The sequence below is a fragment of the Amycolatopsis sp. NPDC006131 genome (assembly GCF_040614175.1).
In the GTDB taxonomy this organism is placed as follows: Bacteria; Actinomycetota; Actinomycetes; order Mycobacteriales; family Pseudonocardiaceae; genus Amycolatopsis_E; species Amycolatopsis_E tucumanensis.
In genome coordinates this window covers 19864-34151 of sequence record NZ_JBEXTX010000008.1, presented here as the reverse complement: position 1 = coordinate 34151, position 14288 = coordinate 19864, and the positions used below count along the sequence as shown (strand labels likewise).

At 70.9% G+C, this 14288-nt stretch carries 17 protein-coding genes; 11 read left to right on the top strand and 6 right to left on the bottom strand.

What is annotated here, in order from left to right; all coding sequences use genetic code 11:
• Position 1: 1 nt before the first annotated feature.
• The 4 genes from ABZ215_RS07195 to ABZ215_RS07180 are packed head-to-tail and all read left to right on the top strand — an operon-like array spanning position 2 to position 3257.
• The gene (locus tag ABZ215_RS07195; protein WP_354948408.1) at positions 2-1333 is read left to right on the top strand and encodes a cytochrome P450; all 1332 of its coding nucleotides are present in this window, start codon (positions 2-4) and stop codon (positions 1331-1333) included.
• The gene (locus tag ABZ215_RS07190) at positions 1264-1524 is read left to right on the top strand and encodes a ferredoxin (protein ID WP_354948406.1); all 261 of its coding nucleotides are present in this window, start codon (positions 1264-1266) and stop codon (positions 1522-1524) included. Before ABZ215_RS07195 ends, ABZ215_RS07190 begins: the two co-directional genes overlap by 70 nt.
• 18 nt (positions 1525-1542) lie before the next feature.
• Positions 1543-2100: a pyridoxamine 5'-phosphate oxidase family protein gene (locus tag ABZ215_RS07185; protein ID WP_354948404.1), complete on the top strand. Its 558-nt coding sequence runs from the start codon at positions 1543-1545 to the stop codon at positions 2098-2100.
• Positions 2101-2117: 17 nt separating this feature from the next.
• Entirely contained in the window at positions 2118-3257 is a 1140-nt protein-coding gene (locus ABZ215_RS07180) for an FAD-dependent oxidoreductase (RefSeq protein WP_354948402.1), read from the top strand.
• 50 nt (positions 3258-3307) lie between these two features.
• On the opposite strand, the gene ABZ215_RS07175 is transcribed toward ABZ215_RS07180, so the two are convergent.
• Positions 3308-3955 carry a TetR/AcrR family transcriptional regulator gene (locus ABZ215_RS07175; RefSeq protein WP_354948400.1) on the bottom strand — a complete coding sequence of 216 codons (648 nt, stop codon included), beginning with the start codon at positions 3953-3955 and terminating at the stop codon, positions 3308-3310.
• Positions 3956-4082: 127 nt separating this feature from the next.
• Here ABZ215_RS07175 and ABZ215_RS07170 point away from each other — a divergent pair, with 127 nt between their 5' ends.
• From ABZ215_RS07170 to ABZ215_RS07155, 4 genes are read left to right on the top strand one after another with little or no spacing between them, the layout of a single operon-like run.
• On the top strand, positions 4083-4640 hold the full coding sequence (locus ABZ215_RS07170) for a hypothetical protein (RefSeq protein WP_354948398.1): 558 nt from the start codon (positions 4083-4085) through the stop codon (positions 4638-4640).
• The gene (locus ABZ215_RS07165) at positions 4637-5122 is read left to right on the top strand and encodes a nuclear transport factor 2 family protein (RefSeq protein WP_354948396.1); all 486 of its coding nucleotides are present in this window, start codon (positions 4637-4639) and stop codon (positions 5120-5122) included. Before ABZ215_RS07170 ends, ABZ215_RS07165 begins: the two co-directional genes overlap by 4 nt.
• A gap of 37 nt (positions 5123-5159) precedes the next feature.
• Positions 5160-6704: an amidase family protein gene (locus ABZ215_RS07160; protein WP_354948394.1), complete on the top strand. Its 1545-nt coding sequence runs from the start codon at positions 5160-5162 to the stop codon at positions 6702-6704.
• 25 nt (positions 6705-6729) lie between these two features.
• A complete protein-coding gene (locus ABZ215_RS07155) occupies positions 6730-7716 on the top strand; it encodes an NAD(P)-dependent alcohol dehydrogenase (RefSeq protein ID WP_354948392.1) in 987 nt (328 codons plus the stop codon).
• A 120-nt stretch (positions 7717-7836) separates the two neighbouring features.
• Here ABZ215_RS07155 and ABZ215_RS07150 read toward each other — a convergent pair whose 3' ends face one another.
• A complete protein-coding gene (locus tag ABZ215_RS07150) occupies positions 7837-8634 on the bottom strand; it encodes an ROK family protein (RefSeq protein WP_354948390.1) in 798 nt (265 codons plus the stop codon).
• Between ABZ215_RS07150 and ABZ215_RS07145 the strand changes: the two genes are divergently transcribed.
• Genes ABZ215_RS07145 through ABZ215_RS07135 form a run of 3 tightly spaced genes read left to right on the top strand, consistent with a single transcriptional unit; the run spans position 8602 to position 10994 of the window.
• Positions 8602-9768 (top strand): GMC family oxidoreductase, encoded by a 1167-nt coding sequence (locus tag ABZ215_RS07145; RefSeq protein WP_354948388.1) that lies wholly within the window; start codon positions 8602-8604, stop codon positions 9766-9768. The two genes, ABZ215_RS07150 and ABZ215_RS07145, sit on opposite strands and share 33 nt — an antisense overlap.
• A gap of 15 nt (positions 9769-9783) precedes the next feature.
• On the top strand, positions 9784-10185 hold the full coding sequence (locus tag ABZ215_RS07140) for a DUF6379 domain-containing protein (protein ID WP_354948386.1): 402 nt from the start codon (positions 9784-9786) through the stop codon (positions 10183-10185).
• Positions 10182-10994, top strand: coding sequence for a sugar phosphate isomerase/epimerase family protein (locus ABZ215_RS07135; RefSeq protein ID WP_354948384.1), 813 nt, complete (start codon positions 10182-10184; stop codon positions 10992-10994). Before ABZ215_RS07140 ends, ABZ215_RS07135 begins: the two co-directional genes overlap by 4 nt.
• A 37-nt stretch (positions 10995-11031) precedes the next feature.
• On the opposite strand, the gene ABZ215_RS07130 is transcribed toward ABZ215_RS07135, so the two are convergent.
• From ABZ215_RS07130 to ABZ215_RS07115, 4 genes are all read right to left on the bottom strand, one after another.
• A complete protein-coding gene (locus tag ABZ215_RS07130; protein WP_354948382.1) occupies positions 11032-11487 on the bottom strand; it encodes a hypothetical protein in 456 nt (151 codons plus the stop codon).
• A gap of 422 nt (positions 11488-11909) precedes the next feature.
• Positions 11910-12143, bottom strand: a complete 234-nt coding sequence (locus ABZ215_RS07125; RefSeq protein ID WP_020415769.1) for a lipoyl domain-containing protein — start codon at positions 12141-12143, stop codon at positions 11910-11912.
• Complete coding sequence (locus ABZ215_RS07120; protein ID WP_354948380.1) at positions 12140-13186, bottom strand: alpha-ketoacid dehydrogenase subunit beta; 1047 nt, start codon at positions 13184-13186, stop codon at positions 12140-12142. Before ABZ215_RS07120 ends, ABZ215_RS07125 begins: the two co-directional genes overlap by 4 nt.
• A 24-nt stretch (positions 13187-13210) precedes the next feature.
• Positions 13211-14191, bottom strand: a complete 981-nt coding sequence (locus ABZ215_RS07115) for a thiamine pyrophosphate-dependent dehydrogenase E1 component subunit alpha (RefSeq protein ID WP_354948378.1) — start codon at positions 14189-14191, stop codon at positions 13211-13213.
• Positions 14192-14288 lie beyond the last annotated feature (97 nt).

Here is a 14288-nt window from a genome sequence, read left to right as displayed (position 1 = left end):
CATGATCCCAGATCCGGCTGAGCGGCTCCCGGGTCTTCTGTTGCTTGCATTGATGTCGCGTGATGCGGTCTACTGTTCCGCATGGCGCTACATCGAGGTGGCCCAGCGTGAAAGGCAGATCTTCGCCATGACCACTCCTGTCGACTCGGCTGAATTCTTCGACCCGCTGAATCCGCGGCACATCGCTGCGCCCGACGAATTCATGCGGGCGTCCCGGACGGGATGCCCGGTCGGCAAGGTGAGCGATCACCTCTACGCGGCGAACACCGACGACGTGGTCCGGGCGGTGTTCGACGACACCGAGAACTTCTCCAATCGCGGCAACTTCTCGGTCGGGCCCGAGGATGTGCGGCTACCGTTCACCGTCGTGACCATGGCGGACCCGCCGGGCCACACGCTCCTGCGAAGCAGGTTGCTGAAGAGCTTGGCGCCGGTGCGCCTTCGGAGGCTCACACCCAAGGTCGAAAACATCGTCCGCACAGCTGTCGACGCGCTGCCTGCGTCGGGCCGGGTCGATCTGTACGCGGATTACGTGCACTTCATCCCGTCAGCCGTCGTGTACGCGCTGATCGGAATTCCCGAGCCCGCGTGGCGTGAGGTCCAGACGTGGTCCGACGCCATCGTTCGTGTCATTCCCGGGCCCTCGCACGAGCTCCCGGAGTTCGCTTCGCTGATGGGATTCCTGGCGCAACTGGTGGAGGAGCGGCGAGCTCGTCCCGAGGACCGGCACGAGGATGTGCTGGACAACCTGTGCTTCGCCGAACCCGGTGAAGCGGAGATGTCGACGCCCGAGGTCGTGTGCCACGTCTTCCAGCTCGTCGTCGCCGCGACCGACACCACTCGCGCGTTGATCACCAATTGCGTGTACCGGCTGCTCGACGATCGCAGTCAGTGGGAGGCGGTCGTCGCTGATCGATCGCTGTTGCCGAACGCCATCGAGGAGTCATTGCGTGTGGACTCACCGGCCCAGTTCATGGTTCGCACGGCGGTGGAAGACGTGACTCTCGCCGGGTGTCCCATTCCTGCGGGCAAGAAGGTCTACCTGAACCTCCAGTCCGCCAACCATGACGAGGAGCGATGGGGTGACGATTCGCGTGCGTATCGCGCCGACCGGCCCGACGCCGCGGCGCACCTCGCGTTCGGCAAGGGAATCCACGCGTGCATCGGTTCGCCGCTGGCTCGGATCGAAGCCCGGGTGGCGATCGAGGCACTCATGGACGTGTTTCCCGGCATGCGGCTCGCGCCGGACGCCACGTGGGTCAAATGCGAAGGAGTCCTGACTCGGAGGGTCGAATCGGTACCGGTCCGGCTCGACGGAGGGGAAGCCCGATGAGGATCGAGGTCGATCGGAACCGCTGTGAAGGACATGCCATGTGCGAGGCCGTCGCCCCTGAGTTCTTCTCGGTCGATGACGAGGGTGAGCTGACGGTCAAGGCCGAGGAGGTGCCGGAGCCCGACAAGGCCGCGGTGCACGCCGCCGTGCTCAGCTGCCCGGTCACCGCCCTGAAACTCTCGTCGCGATAAGGCCATCAGGAGGCAACGATGCCCAAGTCCGATCCGAGCGTGGCAGAGATCCGTGAGGCGATCACCGAACTGTTGCGCACCGAAGAGGTCGCGACTCTCGCCACGATCGATTCCGAAGGCCGCCCCTCGGCCTCGGCCATGCACATCGCCGGCGACGGACTCCTCGTCTACATGCACACCTTCCGCCACACCCGGAAAAGCACGCAACTGCGGCAGAACCCGAACGTCAGCTATTCCGTGTGCCATCTTCCCCCTGAAGGCTATGCGGCGCGGCAGGAGACCCGGTCGTTGCAGATCCAGGGGATCGCCACCCTGGTCACAGATCCGGCCGAGATCCAGCGGATCGCGGAGATCAGCATGGAGCAGTTCCCGTGGGCGGGAGAAACGGCCCTCTACGCCCATGTTGAATTGCCGGACCAGGGACAGCAGCTCTTCTTCCGCATCGAGCCGGTCCAGGGGCTGTGGGCGGACAACCGGGTCCGAATGCTCTACCGGGTCCTCCTCGATTTCGGCGACGGCGGCAGGACCATCACCAAAGTCGCGGACTACAACGCCGTCGTCCGTGGGCGAGCCTGACGAGGGCGGGAGGTCTGATGACAGGGCTTCGCCGGATCGTGGTGGTCGGGGCATCGCAGGCCGGGTGGGCGACGGCAGCGGCGCTGCGCCGGTTCTCCTTCGACGGTGTCATCACCGTGATCGGTGACGAACCGCACGCGCCCTACAGCCGGCCGCCGTTGTCGAAGGGGGTGCTCGGTGGCGCCGAGCCCGACAGCAGCGTTTTTCTCGCCGGCGCGGATGATCTCGACCTGCTCACCGGCCTGACGGCAGCCGGTCTCGACATCGGCCGCAAGCGGGTCTTGCTGAGCGACGGCGACACCATCGGCTATGACGGACTGGTCATCGCGACCGGTGCCCGGGCGCGCCGGCTGTCGCCGCACGCCGATGAGATCACGCTGCGGACGCTCGACGACGCGCTCCGGCTCCGGGACCGTCTCCGTAATGCCGACGACCTGGCCGTGGCGGGTGGCGGCTTCCTCGGGATGGAGATCGCGTCGACCGCCGCGACTCTCGGCAAATCGGTGACGGTCGTCGACCAGGTCACCCCTCTGGCCGGTCGCCTCGGCGCGCTGTTGTCGGACCTGTGCCGGACGGCCGCGGCCGAAACGGGCGTGAAGATCCGCACCTCCCCGGCGGGGGTGCGGATCGAGGACGGCCGCTTGGTGTCGGCGGACGGAACGGTTCTCGCCGAGGCCGGCCTCGTCGTCACCGCGGTCGGCGATCTGCCCAACACGGAGTGGCTGCGGGACAGCGGCCTCGTCCTGGCCGGGGGAGTCGTGGTCGACCCCTGCTGCCGGGCAGCGCCGGACATCGTCGCCGCCGGCGATGTCATCAGCCTTCCCGGCGCCGACGGCCGATTCACGCGCAGCCCGCACTGGTGGAACGCGCTGACCCAGGCCACGATCGCGGCTGCGACTCTGCTCGGCCGCGAGCCGGACGCCCGGCTCGGTGGCACCGCGCCGATTTTCTGGACGGAGATGTTCGGGCTGCGCATCCGAATCGCCGGAACGCTGCCGCCCAGCGGCGAACCCACCGTGGTCGACGGCTCCCTCGAGGATCGGAGTGCGCTGCTCACGTGGCCCGCGAGCGGTCGAAACGCCGGGTTCGGCACCGCCGCGGCAGTGAACTTCCCGATATCGGCACCGAAACTCGCCAGGCTCGCCCGACCACGCTGACCGTTGCCCGGCGCGACCGTCTCGGCCGGCCATTGTGGACATTGCCCCGGTCACGCTCCGCGCTCGTCAGCGGCGCCGGTGTTCTTGAGCACGAGCGGCAGGTGGATGTCGTCGACGATGTCGACGATGACGGCGTCGATGTCCTCGCTCGGCGCCAGCAGCAGATGTTTGATGATCAGGTCGGTCGCGACGGTCACCCGGCGGGTGCCGCGCACACCCGGGTCGATCTCGCCGCGTTCGATGCCGCGTTCCAGCAAAGTCGTCATGATCTGTTCGGCGACGTCGAGCTGGGCCCTGGCCAGTGCCGCGAACTCGGGGTTGCGCGCGATCTCGCTGACCACGGTGCGGATGGCACTGCCGAAGGGCCCGGCGATCCGCGTCGCCATCTCCCGCAGGACCGCGAGGACGTCGTCGCGGTAGGTGCCGGTGTCCGGCACCGCGAAGTCGGTCATCCGGTGCCGTGCGCAGGCGTCGACCACCAGTTGCGGCAGCCCAGGCCACCGGCGGTAGATCGCGGCCTTGCTGGTCCTGGCTCTGGCCGCCACCCGGTCGACGGTCAGCGCCGGGTAGCCGACCTCGCTCAGCTCCTCCACGGTCGCGGTGAGTATCGCGTGCTCGAGGGCCTCCCCGCGGCGCCGCGGCCCGCGGCGGGGGTCCGTGGTGGTCGGCTCGACGGCGTGCTCCGGATGCGGTGGCATCTCGCTCCTCGTGTGGTTCGTCGCCGCCTTGCCGAGCGGCCGCGACCAGGCTACTGTAGCAACAAGAGAACGAAATCGTACTCTATATTGCGCACAGTCACCACTGATTACAGCAGGGAGTCAATCGATGTCGACGACCGCAGAGAACCCCACCGCCGAAACCGTGCCCGAGGTCCCGTTGCCGCCCGCACCGCCGGAGGCGACGCTCGCCAAGCCGGACATGTTCATGCCCCTGGAAGCGGACAGCTTCAAGCCGATCGCGGGCTTCCCGGCCGCGGATCTGCGGCCGCTGCCTGCCGTCGCGAAGTACAGCGGGGGTCTGGCCAACGCGTTCGTCATCAAGGCGAACCCGGAGTACAAGTGGCAGGGCGCGCCCTGGCACATGCACCACCTCAACGTGCACTTCAACTACATCGTCAAGGGATGGGCCCTCTTCGAGTTCGAGGGAGTCGGCAAAGTCCGCCTGGAGGCAGGCACCGCCTTCTACCAGCCGCCGCGCAACCGGCACCGCGAACTGGACGCCTCGTCCGATTTCGAGGTCATCGCGGTCGAACTGCCCGCGTCCTACCCGACCACCTTCTACGCCCTCGACCCGGAAACCGGCGAGTACCGCGCGACGGTGATCGACGCCGAAACCGAGGGCGGCGAGCTGACGAACGTCGTGAAGGTCGATGAGGCGGGATGACCGAACCGCTGAGCGCGCCACTCGAGGCCCGGGTGGCGCGCCTGGAGGCCCTGGACGACATCCGGGCCCTGCAGATGGCTTACGTCCGCTTCTGCGACGGCGGTTTTCCGCCCGACCGCATCGACGAGCTGTTCACCCCGGAGTGCGTGTGGGACGGGGGTGACCTGCTCGGCCGGCACGCGGGTCACGCGGAGCTGCGCACGCACTTCGCCGACGTCGCGGCCAGGCTCGAGTGGTCACTGCACTACATCGTCAGCGGCGACATCGAAGTGGCCGACGACCTGGCCAGTGCGAGGTCCACCTGGTACCTCTGGCAGCCCCTGACGATCAACGGGACGGCCGCGTGGCACATGGGCCGGTACCGCGAGCAGCACGAACTGACCCCGGCGGGGTGGCGGATCAGCGAGCTCGTCCTGACCGTCGACTCGTTCACGCCCTTCGACCGGGGATGGGTGGCTCAACGATTCATGCCCCTCGGCTGACCAGGCCGAGGTCCACCGAAGACCGAAAGGGGTGCGCATGTCGCACGCCATCAGCGAGGACGAGTTCTACGACCTGGCCTCCTCGTGGGGGATCTCGCGCTCCGGTGCGGCCGGCGTCCTGCCCGCGATCGCTCACCTGGCACCGGTCATCGCCGCGATGGACGACCTGCTGGCGGACCCGCCGCCGGTGGCGGAGGCCGATCGCGTCGTGCACGACGACACCGACGCCGGCCGGGACCCGTACAACGCGGTCGTGCGCTGGGTCTCGGTGCGCAAGCCGGGCGCGCGCGGGTTGCTGTCCGGCGTCGGCGTCGCGGTCAAGGACTGCGTGGCGGTGGCCGGTGTCCCGATGACGGCGGGGTCGGCGCTGTTGCAGGGGTTCGTGCCCGACCGGGACAGCACCGTGGTCCGCCGCCTGCTCGACGCGGGCGGGCACATCTGCGCCATCACGAACATGGACGAGATGGGGGTCGCCCCCGGTGGCGACTCGAGCTACTACGGCCCGACCCTGAACCCGTGGGACACCACGCGGACCGCGGGCGGGTCGTCCGGCGGGTCGGCGGCGGCCCTGTACTACGACGGTGTCGACGTCGCGCTCGGCGCGGACTCCGGCGGGTCGGTGCGCATCCCGGCGGCCTGGTGCGGGCTCGTCGGTCTCAAGCCCACGCACGGTCTGGTGCCGCACTCCGGGGTGCTCGGCGGGGAACCGCTGCTCGACCACGTCGGCCCGCTCGCGCGCACCACGGCGGACGTCGCGGCCGTGCTGCAGGTGCTTGCCGGGACCGACGACGAAGACCCCGACCCGCGACAGCCCGCGCAGCTGCCCCGGCTCGACGCCGTGGCGGCGGTCGAGTCGGCACCGGCGTCCCTGGACGGTCTGCGCGTCGGGGTGCTGGCCGAGGGACTGGATCCGGCGGGCGGGGTGTCGCCGGAAGTCGGCCGGGCGTTCGACGCCTCGCTCGCCCGGCTGCGCGAGCTGGGTGCGTCGGTGGAGCCGGTCTCGGTGCCCGAGCACCGGTTGTGCGCGCCGATCGCGTTCAACATGTTCCCGGAGAGTTTCGCCGGGCAGATGCGCGGCGGCGGGGCGTTGTTCGGCGCGGGCGGCCGCTACTGGCCGGAGCTGGCAGAGGCCCTTCGGCGAGGATTCGAGAAGGCGGGCGACAGCATGGCGCCGACGCTCAAACTCATGCTGATCATGGGCAGCGGAGCGGAACGCGAGGGCGGCGGCAGCCGCTACGCGCGGGCGGCGAACCTGCGCCGCCTGATCACCACCGGGTACGAGAAGGCGCTCGCCGGGGTCGATGTGCTCGCCATGCCGACCGTGCCCGTGGTGGCCCACCCGGTGGCACCCGGCCTCGACCCCGCCGACCGGGCGCTCCGGGCCTGGAGCCTGGTCGGCAACACGGCGCCCACGAACATCACCGGCCATCCCGCGATCACCCTCCCGCTCGGTCTCGCCGATGGACTGCCCGCCGGCGTCATGCTCGTCGGCCGGAAGTTCGCCGACACCCAGCTGCTCACCGTGGCCGAGACGGTCGAACGGGCAGTCGGCTGGCCGCGGCGCCCACCCGAAAACCGATGAAGAACGTCGTGAAAGGACAGAAGACATGTCGATGATGCGCGCGGCGCAGTACGACCGCTACGGGCCGCCGGACGTGCTGTACGAGGGCAAGGTCGCGGTCCCGCAGCCGCGGCCGGGTCAGATCCTGGTGCGGGTGCAGGCGACCAGCGTGAACGGCGGCGAGCTCAGCGCCCGAGCCGGGCAGCTGCGCCTGCTGACGGGTAAGCGCTTTCCCAAGGGGATCGGGCTCGACTTCGTGGGCGAGGTCGCCGACCCCGGCTCCGGTGACTCCGGTCTCCGGGCGGGTGATCGCGTGTGGGGTGTGCTCCCGCGCACCGCCGAGGTCGACTCGCGGAGCGGGGCGGCGGCCGAGTACCTCACTGTCGATCCGGATCGCGTGTCGCGCGCTCCGGCCGGCCTCACCCCGGTCGAAGCGGCGTCGCTGGTGGTGGCGGTCGTGCCGATCATCGGCCTGCGCGACAAGGCGCACCTCGCCCGCGGCGAGCGCCTCCTGGTGCGCGGGGCCAGCGGGGGCACCGGCAGCCTGGCCGTGCAGGTCGGCAAGGCGATGGGCGCGCACGTCACCGGGCTGGCCGGACCGTCCAACCTGGATTTCGTGCGCGGCCTCGGTGCTGACGAGGTGGTCAGTTACACGACCGCGGGCCCGGCCGACCTCGGTTCGTTCGACGTCGTGTTCGACACCGTGGGCACCGAGCTCGCCGCGTTCCGCCGGCTGCTGACGCCCACGGGCAGGATGGTGGCGATCTCCTTCGACCGCAAGCACATCGCGCGCTCGCTGGCCTACATCGCCGGGTCGGTGGTGCACGGCTCCCGCCGGGTGCGGTTCTTCAGCGGCAACCCGAAGCGGGAACTGTTCGCCGAGGCCGCCCGGCTCGCCGAGAGCGGAGAGCTGCGACCGGTCGTCGACGGCGTGCACCCGCTGTCCGCCATCGCCGAAGCCCACCGCGCGGTGGAAGCGGGCGGCGTGCGTGGCAAGCACATCATCGACATCGACGGCTCGGCGGCCAGCTGACGCGCCCAGGGGGCCTGCTCCGCTCCCGGTCCGGGGCAGGCCGGTGCGAGCCCCGCGGCCGCCGACCTGCCTCGCTACCCGATGCCACAGTGGCTCCGGGTGCGTCGCTGGCCCGTGCCGTCAGGCCAGATCGGCCGAGAACCGCTGCAGCAGGGCGGCCTGGCCGAGCGGTGTCCCGCGGTCGATCCAACGGCTCAGGGCGGCCGGGGCGAGCAGGTTTTCCGCCGCCAGCAGGCCCGCGCCGGTGACGCCTTCGAGGTGGTCCAGCGACGCGGGGCGGATCGTGAGGTCCCGGCGCACCAGGTCGGTGCACCGCTCCAGCACCGTGCGCGACAGCTGGTCCAGGAACCGCGTCCCGGTGCGCAGGACGCCGCCGCCGACCACGAGCACTCCCGGGTTGCAGAAGTTGAGCAGGTTGGCCGTCACCCCGGCGATCACCTCGGAGGCCTCGTCCACCAGCCGCACCGCGAACGGGTCCTTCGCGCGCACCGCCTCGCCGAGGTCGCCGCCCTTGATCTCGCCCCGCTCGCGCAACACCCGCGACAGCAGCGGGCTCTCCGAAGCCTGCTGGGTGGCCCGGCGCAGCAGGGCCCACCCGCTCGCGACCGCCTCCAGGCACCCGGTGCGGCCGCACCGGCACCGGGCCTCCGGATCGTCCGTGATGTGCATGTGCCCGATGTCGCCGGCCGCGCCCTGCTGGCCCCGCAGCACCCGGCCACGCACGATCAGCCCGGCGCCCACACCAGTGCCCACCTTGAGGAACAACAGGTCCCGGCCGTCGCGCGGCACGCCCCGGGTCCACTCGCCGAACGCCATCAGGTTCGCGTCGTTGTCCACCCACACCGGCGCGTCGTAGTGGTCGCGCAGCCACGACCCGCCGCGGCGATGTCGAGCAACGCCGGCGGCATGGCCGCGCACTGGACCGGCGCGTGCCCGCGACCGGGCGACAGCGAGCGCATCCCGTTCGTGCCCGAGATGGACCGCCTGCTCACCGAGGCCGAACGGCTGCTGGGCGTGTCGGCGAAGGTGCTGGCCGGCGCGCCGCTGGCCAGCGAGGTCCGGGCCCGGCTCGGCGCCGCGCTGGAGGCCGGGCGCGCGGAGGACCGCCGGGTGCAGCCGATGCCGCTGGCGGTGCGCCGCACCGCCGACGGGCGGCTCGTGTGGTCCGGCTCTGACGTCGTGTTCGGCGAGGTCACCCGCACCAACGCGAACTTCGGCCTGTTCGACGAATCCGTCGTCACGCGGGTGCTGCTGCGCGACGGCGCCGTGCGCGGGGTGAGCGTGCGCGACCTGACCACCGGCGCCGACCACGAGGTCGCCGCCTCGTCCGTCGTCGTGGCCGCGGACAGCCTGCGCACCCCGCAGCTGCTGCACGCCTCCGGCGTCCGGCCACCGGCGCTGGGCCGCTACCTCAACGACCAGCCGCAGGTGGTCCTCGCCGTGCGCCTGCGGGACGTGCCCGCCGCTCCCGCAGCCGGGCCGTCGGACGGCGGGATCACCGCGCAGAGCGGCGTGTCCTGGGTGCCGTTCACCGACGACCACCCCTTCCACGGCCAGGTCATGCAGCTCGACGCCTCACCGGTGCCGATCGAGGGCGACCCACCGGCGCCCGGCTCGATCGTCGGGCTGGGCTGGTTCTGTGCCAAGGACCTGCAGGCCGGCGACCGCGTCGCGTTCAGCGACACCGAGACCGACCACCACGGCCTGCCCGCGCTCCGCATCCACTACACGCTCACCGCCCGGGACCACGACAACCTGCGCGCCGCCCGGGAGGCGATCGTCGAAGCCGCGCACGCGCTCGGCGACGTCCTGGACCCCGAACCGCTCACCTTCCCGCCCGGCGCGTCCCTGCACTACCAGGGCACTGTCCGAATGGGACCCGCCGACGACGGCACCTCGGTGTGCCATCCGGACTCCCGCGTCTGGGGCGTCCGCGGACTGCACGTCGCGGGCAACGGCGTCATCCCGACCGCCACCGCCTGCAACCCGACGCTCACCGCCGTCGCGCTCGCCGTCGCCGGCGCGCGGGCACTCGCCGCCGACCTCGCCTGAGAAGAAGGAGCACCCATGCTCGAACGCGAGCTCATCCAGAACCGCGGAGTCCGCAACGTCGTCGAAGACGGGGCGATCACCGGGTTCCAGTTCCGGCTCCGCATGCCCAACTACCGCGGCCTGTGGGCGAGCCTCATCGAAGGCGTCGACGTCGAGGTCGGCGACCTGCGCTGGGACCGTGACGTTCCACTGTGGACCTTGCAGGGCCGCCGGTTCACCCTCGCCGAACTGCGAGTGTCCCGCGACGTGCGGTGGCAGCTCGACGAAGCGGCCACGATCACCGTGCCGCACCCCGGCGGGCTCGCCCCCGGCGTGCACGACCTGCGCGTCGGCATCGCCCTGCGCGCCCCTTGCATCCCGGCCGAGTTCCAGCCCTCGGTCTTCCCCGCCGCGCGAAAGGTCACGATCCTGCCATGAGCTTCTCCTACGGCGTCTCGCTCTACAGCTACACCGGCGACATGCACACCGTGCTCACCCTGGACGACGCCATGGCCGAGATCGCCGATCTCGGCGCCACCGGCATCGAAATTCTCGGCGAGGGCAACATCCCCGGCTACCCCGAGCCGTCCGCCGAGTGGATCGACGCCTGGCACGCCCGCTGCGCCCACCACGGCCTCACCCCGACCAACTACGGCTCGTGGATCGACACCTCGCTGTGGCACGACCGGGACCTGACCGCCGACGAGGGCGCCGCCATGCTCGCCCGCGACCTCGGCCTCGCCGCGACGCTCGGCTTCACGTTCCTGCGCCCCAAGGTCGGGGTCGTCTCGCACGACCTGAAACCGCACCCGGTGTGGGAGGGGGTCGTCGAGCGCAACCTGGACCGCGCCGCCGAACTCGGCATCGTCATCTGCCCGGAAATCCACGCGCCGACGCCCATCCGGCACGAGGTCGTCGACGGCTACCTCGCCTTCCTCGAACGCACCGGCACCAAGAACTTCGGCCTGCTCATCGACACCGGGATCTTCCAGCGCGCCCCGGTGACCGCCAAGCACGAGGTCCTGCCGCACGTCGTGTTCATCCAGGCCAAGTTCTTCGACATCGACGCCGACCTGACCGACGCGACCATCCCGTGGCGGGAGATCCTGACGACGCTCGACGAGCACGGCTGGAGCGGCTGGCTGTCCAGCGAGTACGAGGGCGACCGCGCGCCCTACCGCTCGCTGGAACAGGTGCGCCGCCAGCACGCGCTGCTGCGCTCGATCGAAGCGGAGCTGCGGGCCTGAACCTGCCACACGCCCTCGGACTCGGTCGGAACGACCGTCACGCCGCCTTCCGCACCTCGGTGTAGCTCGCGTAGAGGTTGTCCCAGGCCAGGCTGCAGCGAAGGTCGAGCTGGGGGTCAGCGGACCGTCCGCCTCCGGCGAACCACGGCTCGCAGGGCGCGATCTCGGCCAGCTGCCTGCGCACCTCGCCGATCGCGGTGCGCGCCGCCTCCGGCAGCCGGTCCGCCTTCTGCTCGACCTCGCCGATCACCTCGGCCACGTCCGGCATGAGGTTGGCGCAGTTGCTCACCGGGTCGACCGGCTGCCCCATCAGGCGAGGGATGCAGGCGGCGAGCAGGACGCCGATCGCGTCGAGCTTCGTCCGCAGCTCAGGCAGCGGCGAGGACGGCGAAGTGGCGGTCGTGGACGGAGCGGTGGTGGGCGTGGGCGTCCCGGCGCTGCATGCCGTCAGCACCACGGCGAGCACGGCCAGCACGGCGAGGTGGTGTCGCAAGATCGTTCCCCCGGTCGGCGTCGGGTCAATCTAGCGCGTCCTGGTCTCGCTCAGCTCGCGCGGGCGCCAGGGTTCGTCGCCGATGACGACGTGGTCCCGGCGCGCCGCGCCGCTGCCTGTCCCCGAGGGAGCACCCGCGGAAGCCAGGGCCACCGTCGGTGGGGTGCCGCCTGAGTGACGATCTGGGCGGGCCGGTCGCTGCGTGACCTCGCCAAGTCCCCCGATGGTCCGGTTGTCCCGGCCGGAACCAGGCGCCGCACTATGCAGGCGGGCGCGCACGCTGGGGTGCGTCGTGCTCGTCGCGACCGCCGGGAACCGCGCCTCGGCCTCGCGATCGCCAACCGGCCGCCGGCCCCCGCGACGCGAGCCGAACGGGCGGCTGCCGCCGGCCCCGGGGCATGGGGCCGGCGGCAGCCTGGCTTCTACTCGATCCGGGCGATCACGGCGCCCTGCTTGACCACCTCTCCCTCCTCGACGAGCAGCCGCAGCACACCCGCGGCCGGAGCGGGCACCTCCACGTCCACCTTGTCGACCGCGACCTCCGCGATCAGGTCGCCCTCGCCGACCTGCTCGCCGTCGGCGGCGAACCACGTGGCGAGCACGCCCTCGGCGTCGGGCTCGTTGTCGGAGATGTGGGGGAAGGCGATATCGGTCATGCGCTCACCAGGCCGAGGACAGCCCGGCGGATCCGGTCCGGCGTCGGCAGCACGGCGTACTCCAGCGGGCGGGCGTAGGGGATCGGAACATCCGGCACTGCCACCCGGGCGGCCGGAGCGCGCAGCAGACCCGGGTCGCGCTCGGCGACGCGCGCGATGACCTCCCCGGACAGCCCGAACGACAGGTAGTCCTCGTCGACGACGAGCAGCCTGCCGGTGCGGCCCACCGACTCCACGACCGTGTCGGTGTCCAGCGGCACCACGCTGCGCAGGTCCACGACCTCGCAGTCGACACCCTGCGGCGCGAGCTCCTCGGCCACGTCGAGTGCGTGGTGCACCGACAACGACAGCGTCACGATCGTGACGTCGCTGCCCGGCCGCACGACGTTCGCCTTGCCGATCGGCACCACGTGGTCGCCCTCGGGCACCGGCCCGATCGACCGGCGGTTCTTGGCCATCCACGGCAGACCCATCACGCCCTTGTGGAACAGGTACACCACCGGGTTGTCGTCACGGATCGCGGCGGTCATCAGGCCCTTGGCGTCGGCGGGATTGCTGGGCGCGACCACCTTCATCCCGGGCAGGTGCGCGAAGGTGCCCCACAGGCACTGCGAGTGCTGCGCCCCGTCCGAATACCCGCCGCCCACCGCGGCGGTCAGCACCATCGGCACGGTGACGTTGCCGCCCGACTCGAAGTGGATCTTCGCCATGTGGTTGTAGATCTGGTCCATGCACACGCCGAAGAAGTCGACGAACATCAGCTCCACGACCGGCCGCATGCCCTCCACCGCGGCGCCGATGGCCGCGCCGATGAACGCGGTCTCCGAAATGGGGGTGTCCATGACCCGCCGCGGCCCGAACTTGTCGAGCAGTCCGGTGGTGGAGCTGAAGATGCCGCCGTAAGCGCCGACGTCCTCGCCGAGCACGAAGACGTCCTCGTCGCGCTCCATCTCCTGCGCGATGGCCTCGACCATGGCCTTGGCAGTGCTGAGCTTGCGTTGTACGGGTGCGGAGGACGATGCCGAGGCATCCGTGAGCGTCATTGCTACTCCTCGTCGGTGGTGGGATCAGGCCTGCGCGAACACGAAGTCCAGCGCGGTGTCCGGGTCGGGCTCGGGGCTGCGCTTGGCGAACGCGACCGCGGCTTCGACGCGGTCGCGGGCCTGCGCGGCGATCGACGACACGGCGGCGTCGTCGAGCACGCCCGCGGCGAGCAACTCCTTCTCGTAGGTGGGCAGCGGATCGCGGCCCGGCACACCCTCCAGATCGGACCGGTAGCCCTGCGCGTCGCCCTCGAAGTGTCCCCACAGGCGCAGCGTGTGCACCTCGATCAGGCTCGGTCCCTCGCCCGCACGTGCCCTCGCCACCGCTTCGCCCGCGACTTCGTGCACCGCCTCCACCGAGTTGTCCTCGACCCGGTGACCGGGAATGCCGTAACCGGCGGCACGCACCGCGTTCGACGTCACGCACGTCGAAGCGCTGCGCGGCACCGAGATTCCCCAGTCGTTGTCCTCCACCACGAACACCACCGGCAGCTGCCACAGTGCTGCCAGGTTGAGCGCTTCGTGGAACGCGCCCTGGTTCGCCGCGCCCTCACCGGTGACGGCGACCGCGACCCGGTCGGTGCCGCGCCGCTGGAACGCCAGCGCCTGCCCCACCGCGGGCGGGTAACCCTCGGCGATGATGCCCGAGCAGGAGAAGTGCGTCGCGGGGTCGAACAGGTGCATGTGCCCGCCACGGCCCCGGCCGAGGCCGTCCACCCGGCCGAAGATCTCGGCCGTCATCTTCTCCAGGTCCACCCCGTGCGCGATGGCGAAGTGGTGGGGCCGGTGGGTGGCGGTGACGGCGTCGTCGGCGCTGAGGTGCGCGCACACCCCGGCGGCGACCGGTTCCTGCCCGGCGGAGAGGTGCATCTCGCCTGGGATGAGCCCGGCGCCGATGTCGAACACGGGTTTCTTGTCCGCGTGGTACTCGCGGAGGATCGTCTCCTCGTAGGTGCGGATCAGGACCATCATGCGGTACAGGCCCAGCCTGTCCTCCGGTTCCATGTGACCTCCCAATCGGTGTGGGAGTCACTGTCGCGGCGGGCGCGGGCCGCGGACAACGGTGCGGATTTCAGATGGTGATAAACACCGGTTTCCGCAG

Coding starts and splice junctions, on each gene's coding strand:
- ABZ215_RS07165 (WP_354948396.1), top strand. CDS start 4,637: ATGACCGAACCGCTGAGCGCGCCACTCGAGGCCCGGGTGGCGCGCCTG.
- ABZ215_RS07170 (WP_354948398.1), top strand. CDS start 4,083: ATGTCGACGACCGCAGAGAACCCCACCGCCGAAACCGTGCCCGAGGTC.
- ABZ215_RS07160 (WP_354948394.1), top strand. CDS start 5,160: ATGTCGCACGCCATCAGCGAGGACGAGTTCTACGACCTGGCCTCCTCG.
- ABZ215_RS07140 (WP_354948386.1), top strand. CDS start 9,784: ATGCTCGAACGCGAGCTCATCCAGAACCGCGGAGTCCGCAACGTCGTC.
- ABZ215_RS07135 (WP_354948384.1), top strand. CDS start 10,182: ATGAGCTTCTCCTACGGCGTCTCGCTCTACAGCTACACCGGCGACATG.
- ABZ215_RS07125 (WP_020415769.1), bottom strand. CDS start 12,143: ATGACCGATATCGCCTTCCCCCACATCTCCGACAACGAGCCCGACGCC.
- ABZ215_RS07185 (WP_354948404.1), top strand. CDS start 1,543: ATGCCCAAGTCCGATCCGAGCGTGGCAGAGATCCGTGAGGCGATCACC.
- ABZ215_RS07145 (WP_354948388.1), top strand. CDS start 8,602: ATGTCGAGCAACGCCGGCGGCATGGCCGCGCACTGGACCGGCGCGTGC.
- ABZ215_RS07120 (WP_354948380.1), bottom strand. CDS start 13,186: ATGACGCTCACGGATGCCTCGGCATCGTCCTCCGCACCCGTACAACGC.
- ABZ215_RS07175 (WP_354948400.1), bottom strand. CDS start 3,955: ATGCCACCGCATCCGGAGCACGCCGTCGAGCCGACCACCACGGACCCC.
- ABZ215_RS07155 (WP_354948392.1), top strand. CDS start 6,730: ATGTCGATGATGCGCGCGGCGCAGTACGACCGCTACGGGCCGCCGGAC.
- ABZ215_RS07115 (WP_354948378.1), bottom strand. CDS start 14,191: ATGGAACCGGAGGACAGGCTGGGCCTGTACCGCATGATGGTCCTGATC.
- ABZ215_RS07190 (WP_354948406.1), top strand. CDS start 1,264: ATGCGAAGGAGTCCTGACTCGGAGGGTCGAATCGGTACCGGTCCGGCT.
- ABZ215_RS07180 (WP_354948402.1), top strand. CDS start 2,118: ATGACAGGGCTTCGCCGGATCGTGGTGGTCGGGGCATCGCAGGCCGGG.
- ABZ215_RS07195 (WP_354948408.1), top strand. CDS start 2: ATGATCCCAGATCCGGCTGAGCGGCTCCCGGGTCTTCTGTTGCTTGCA.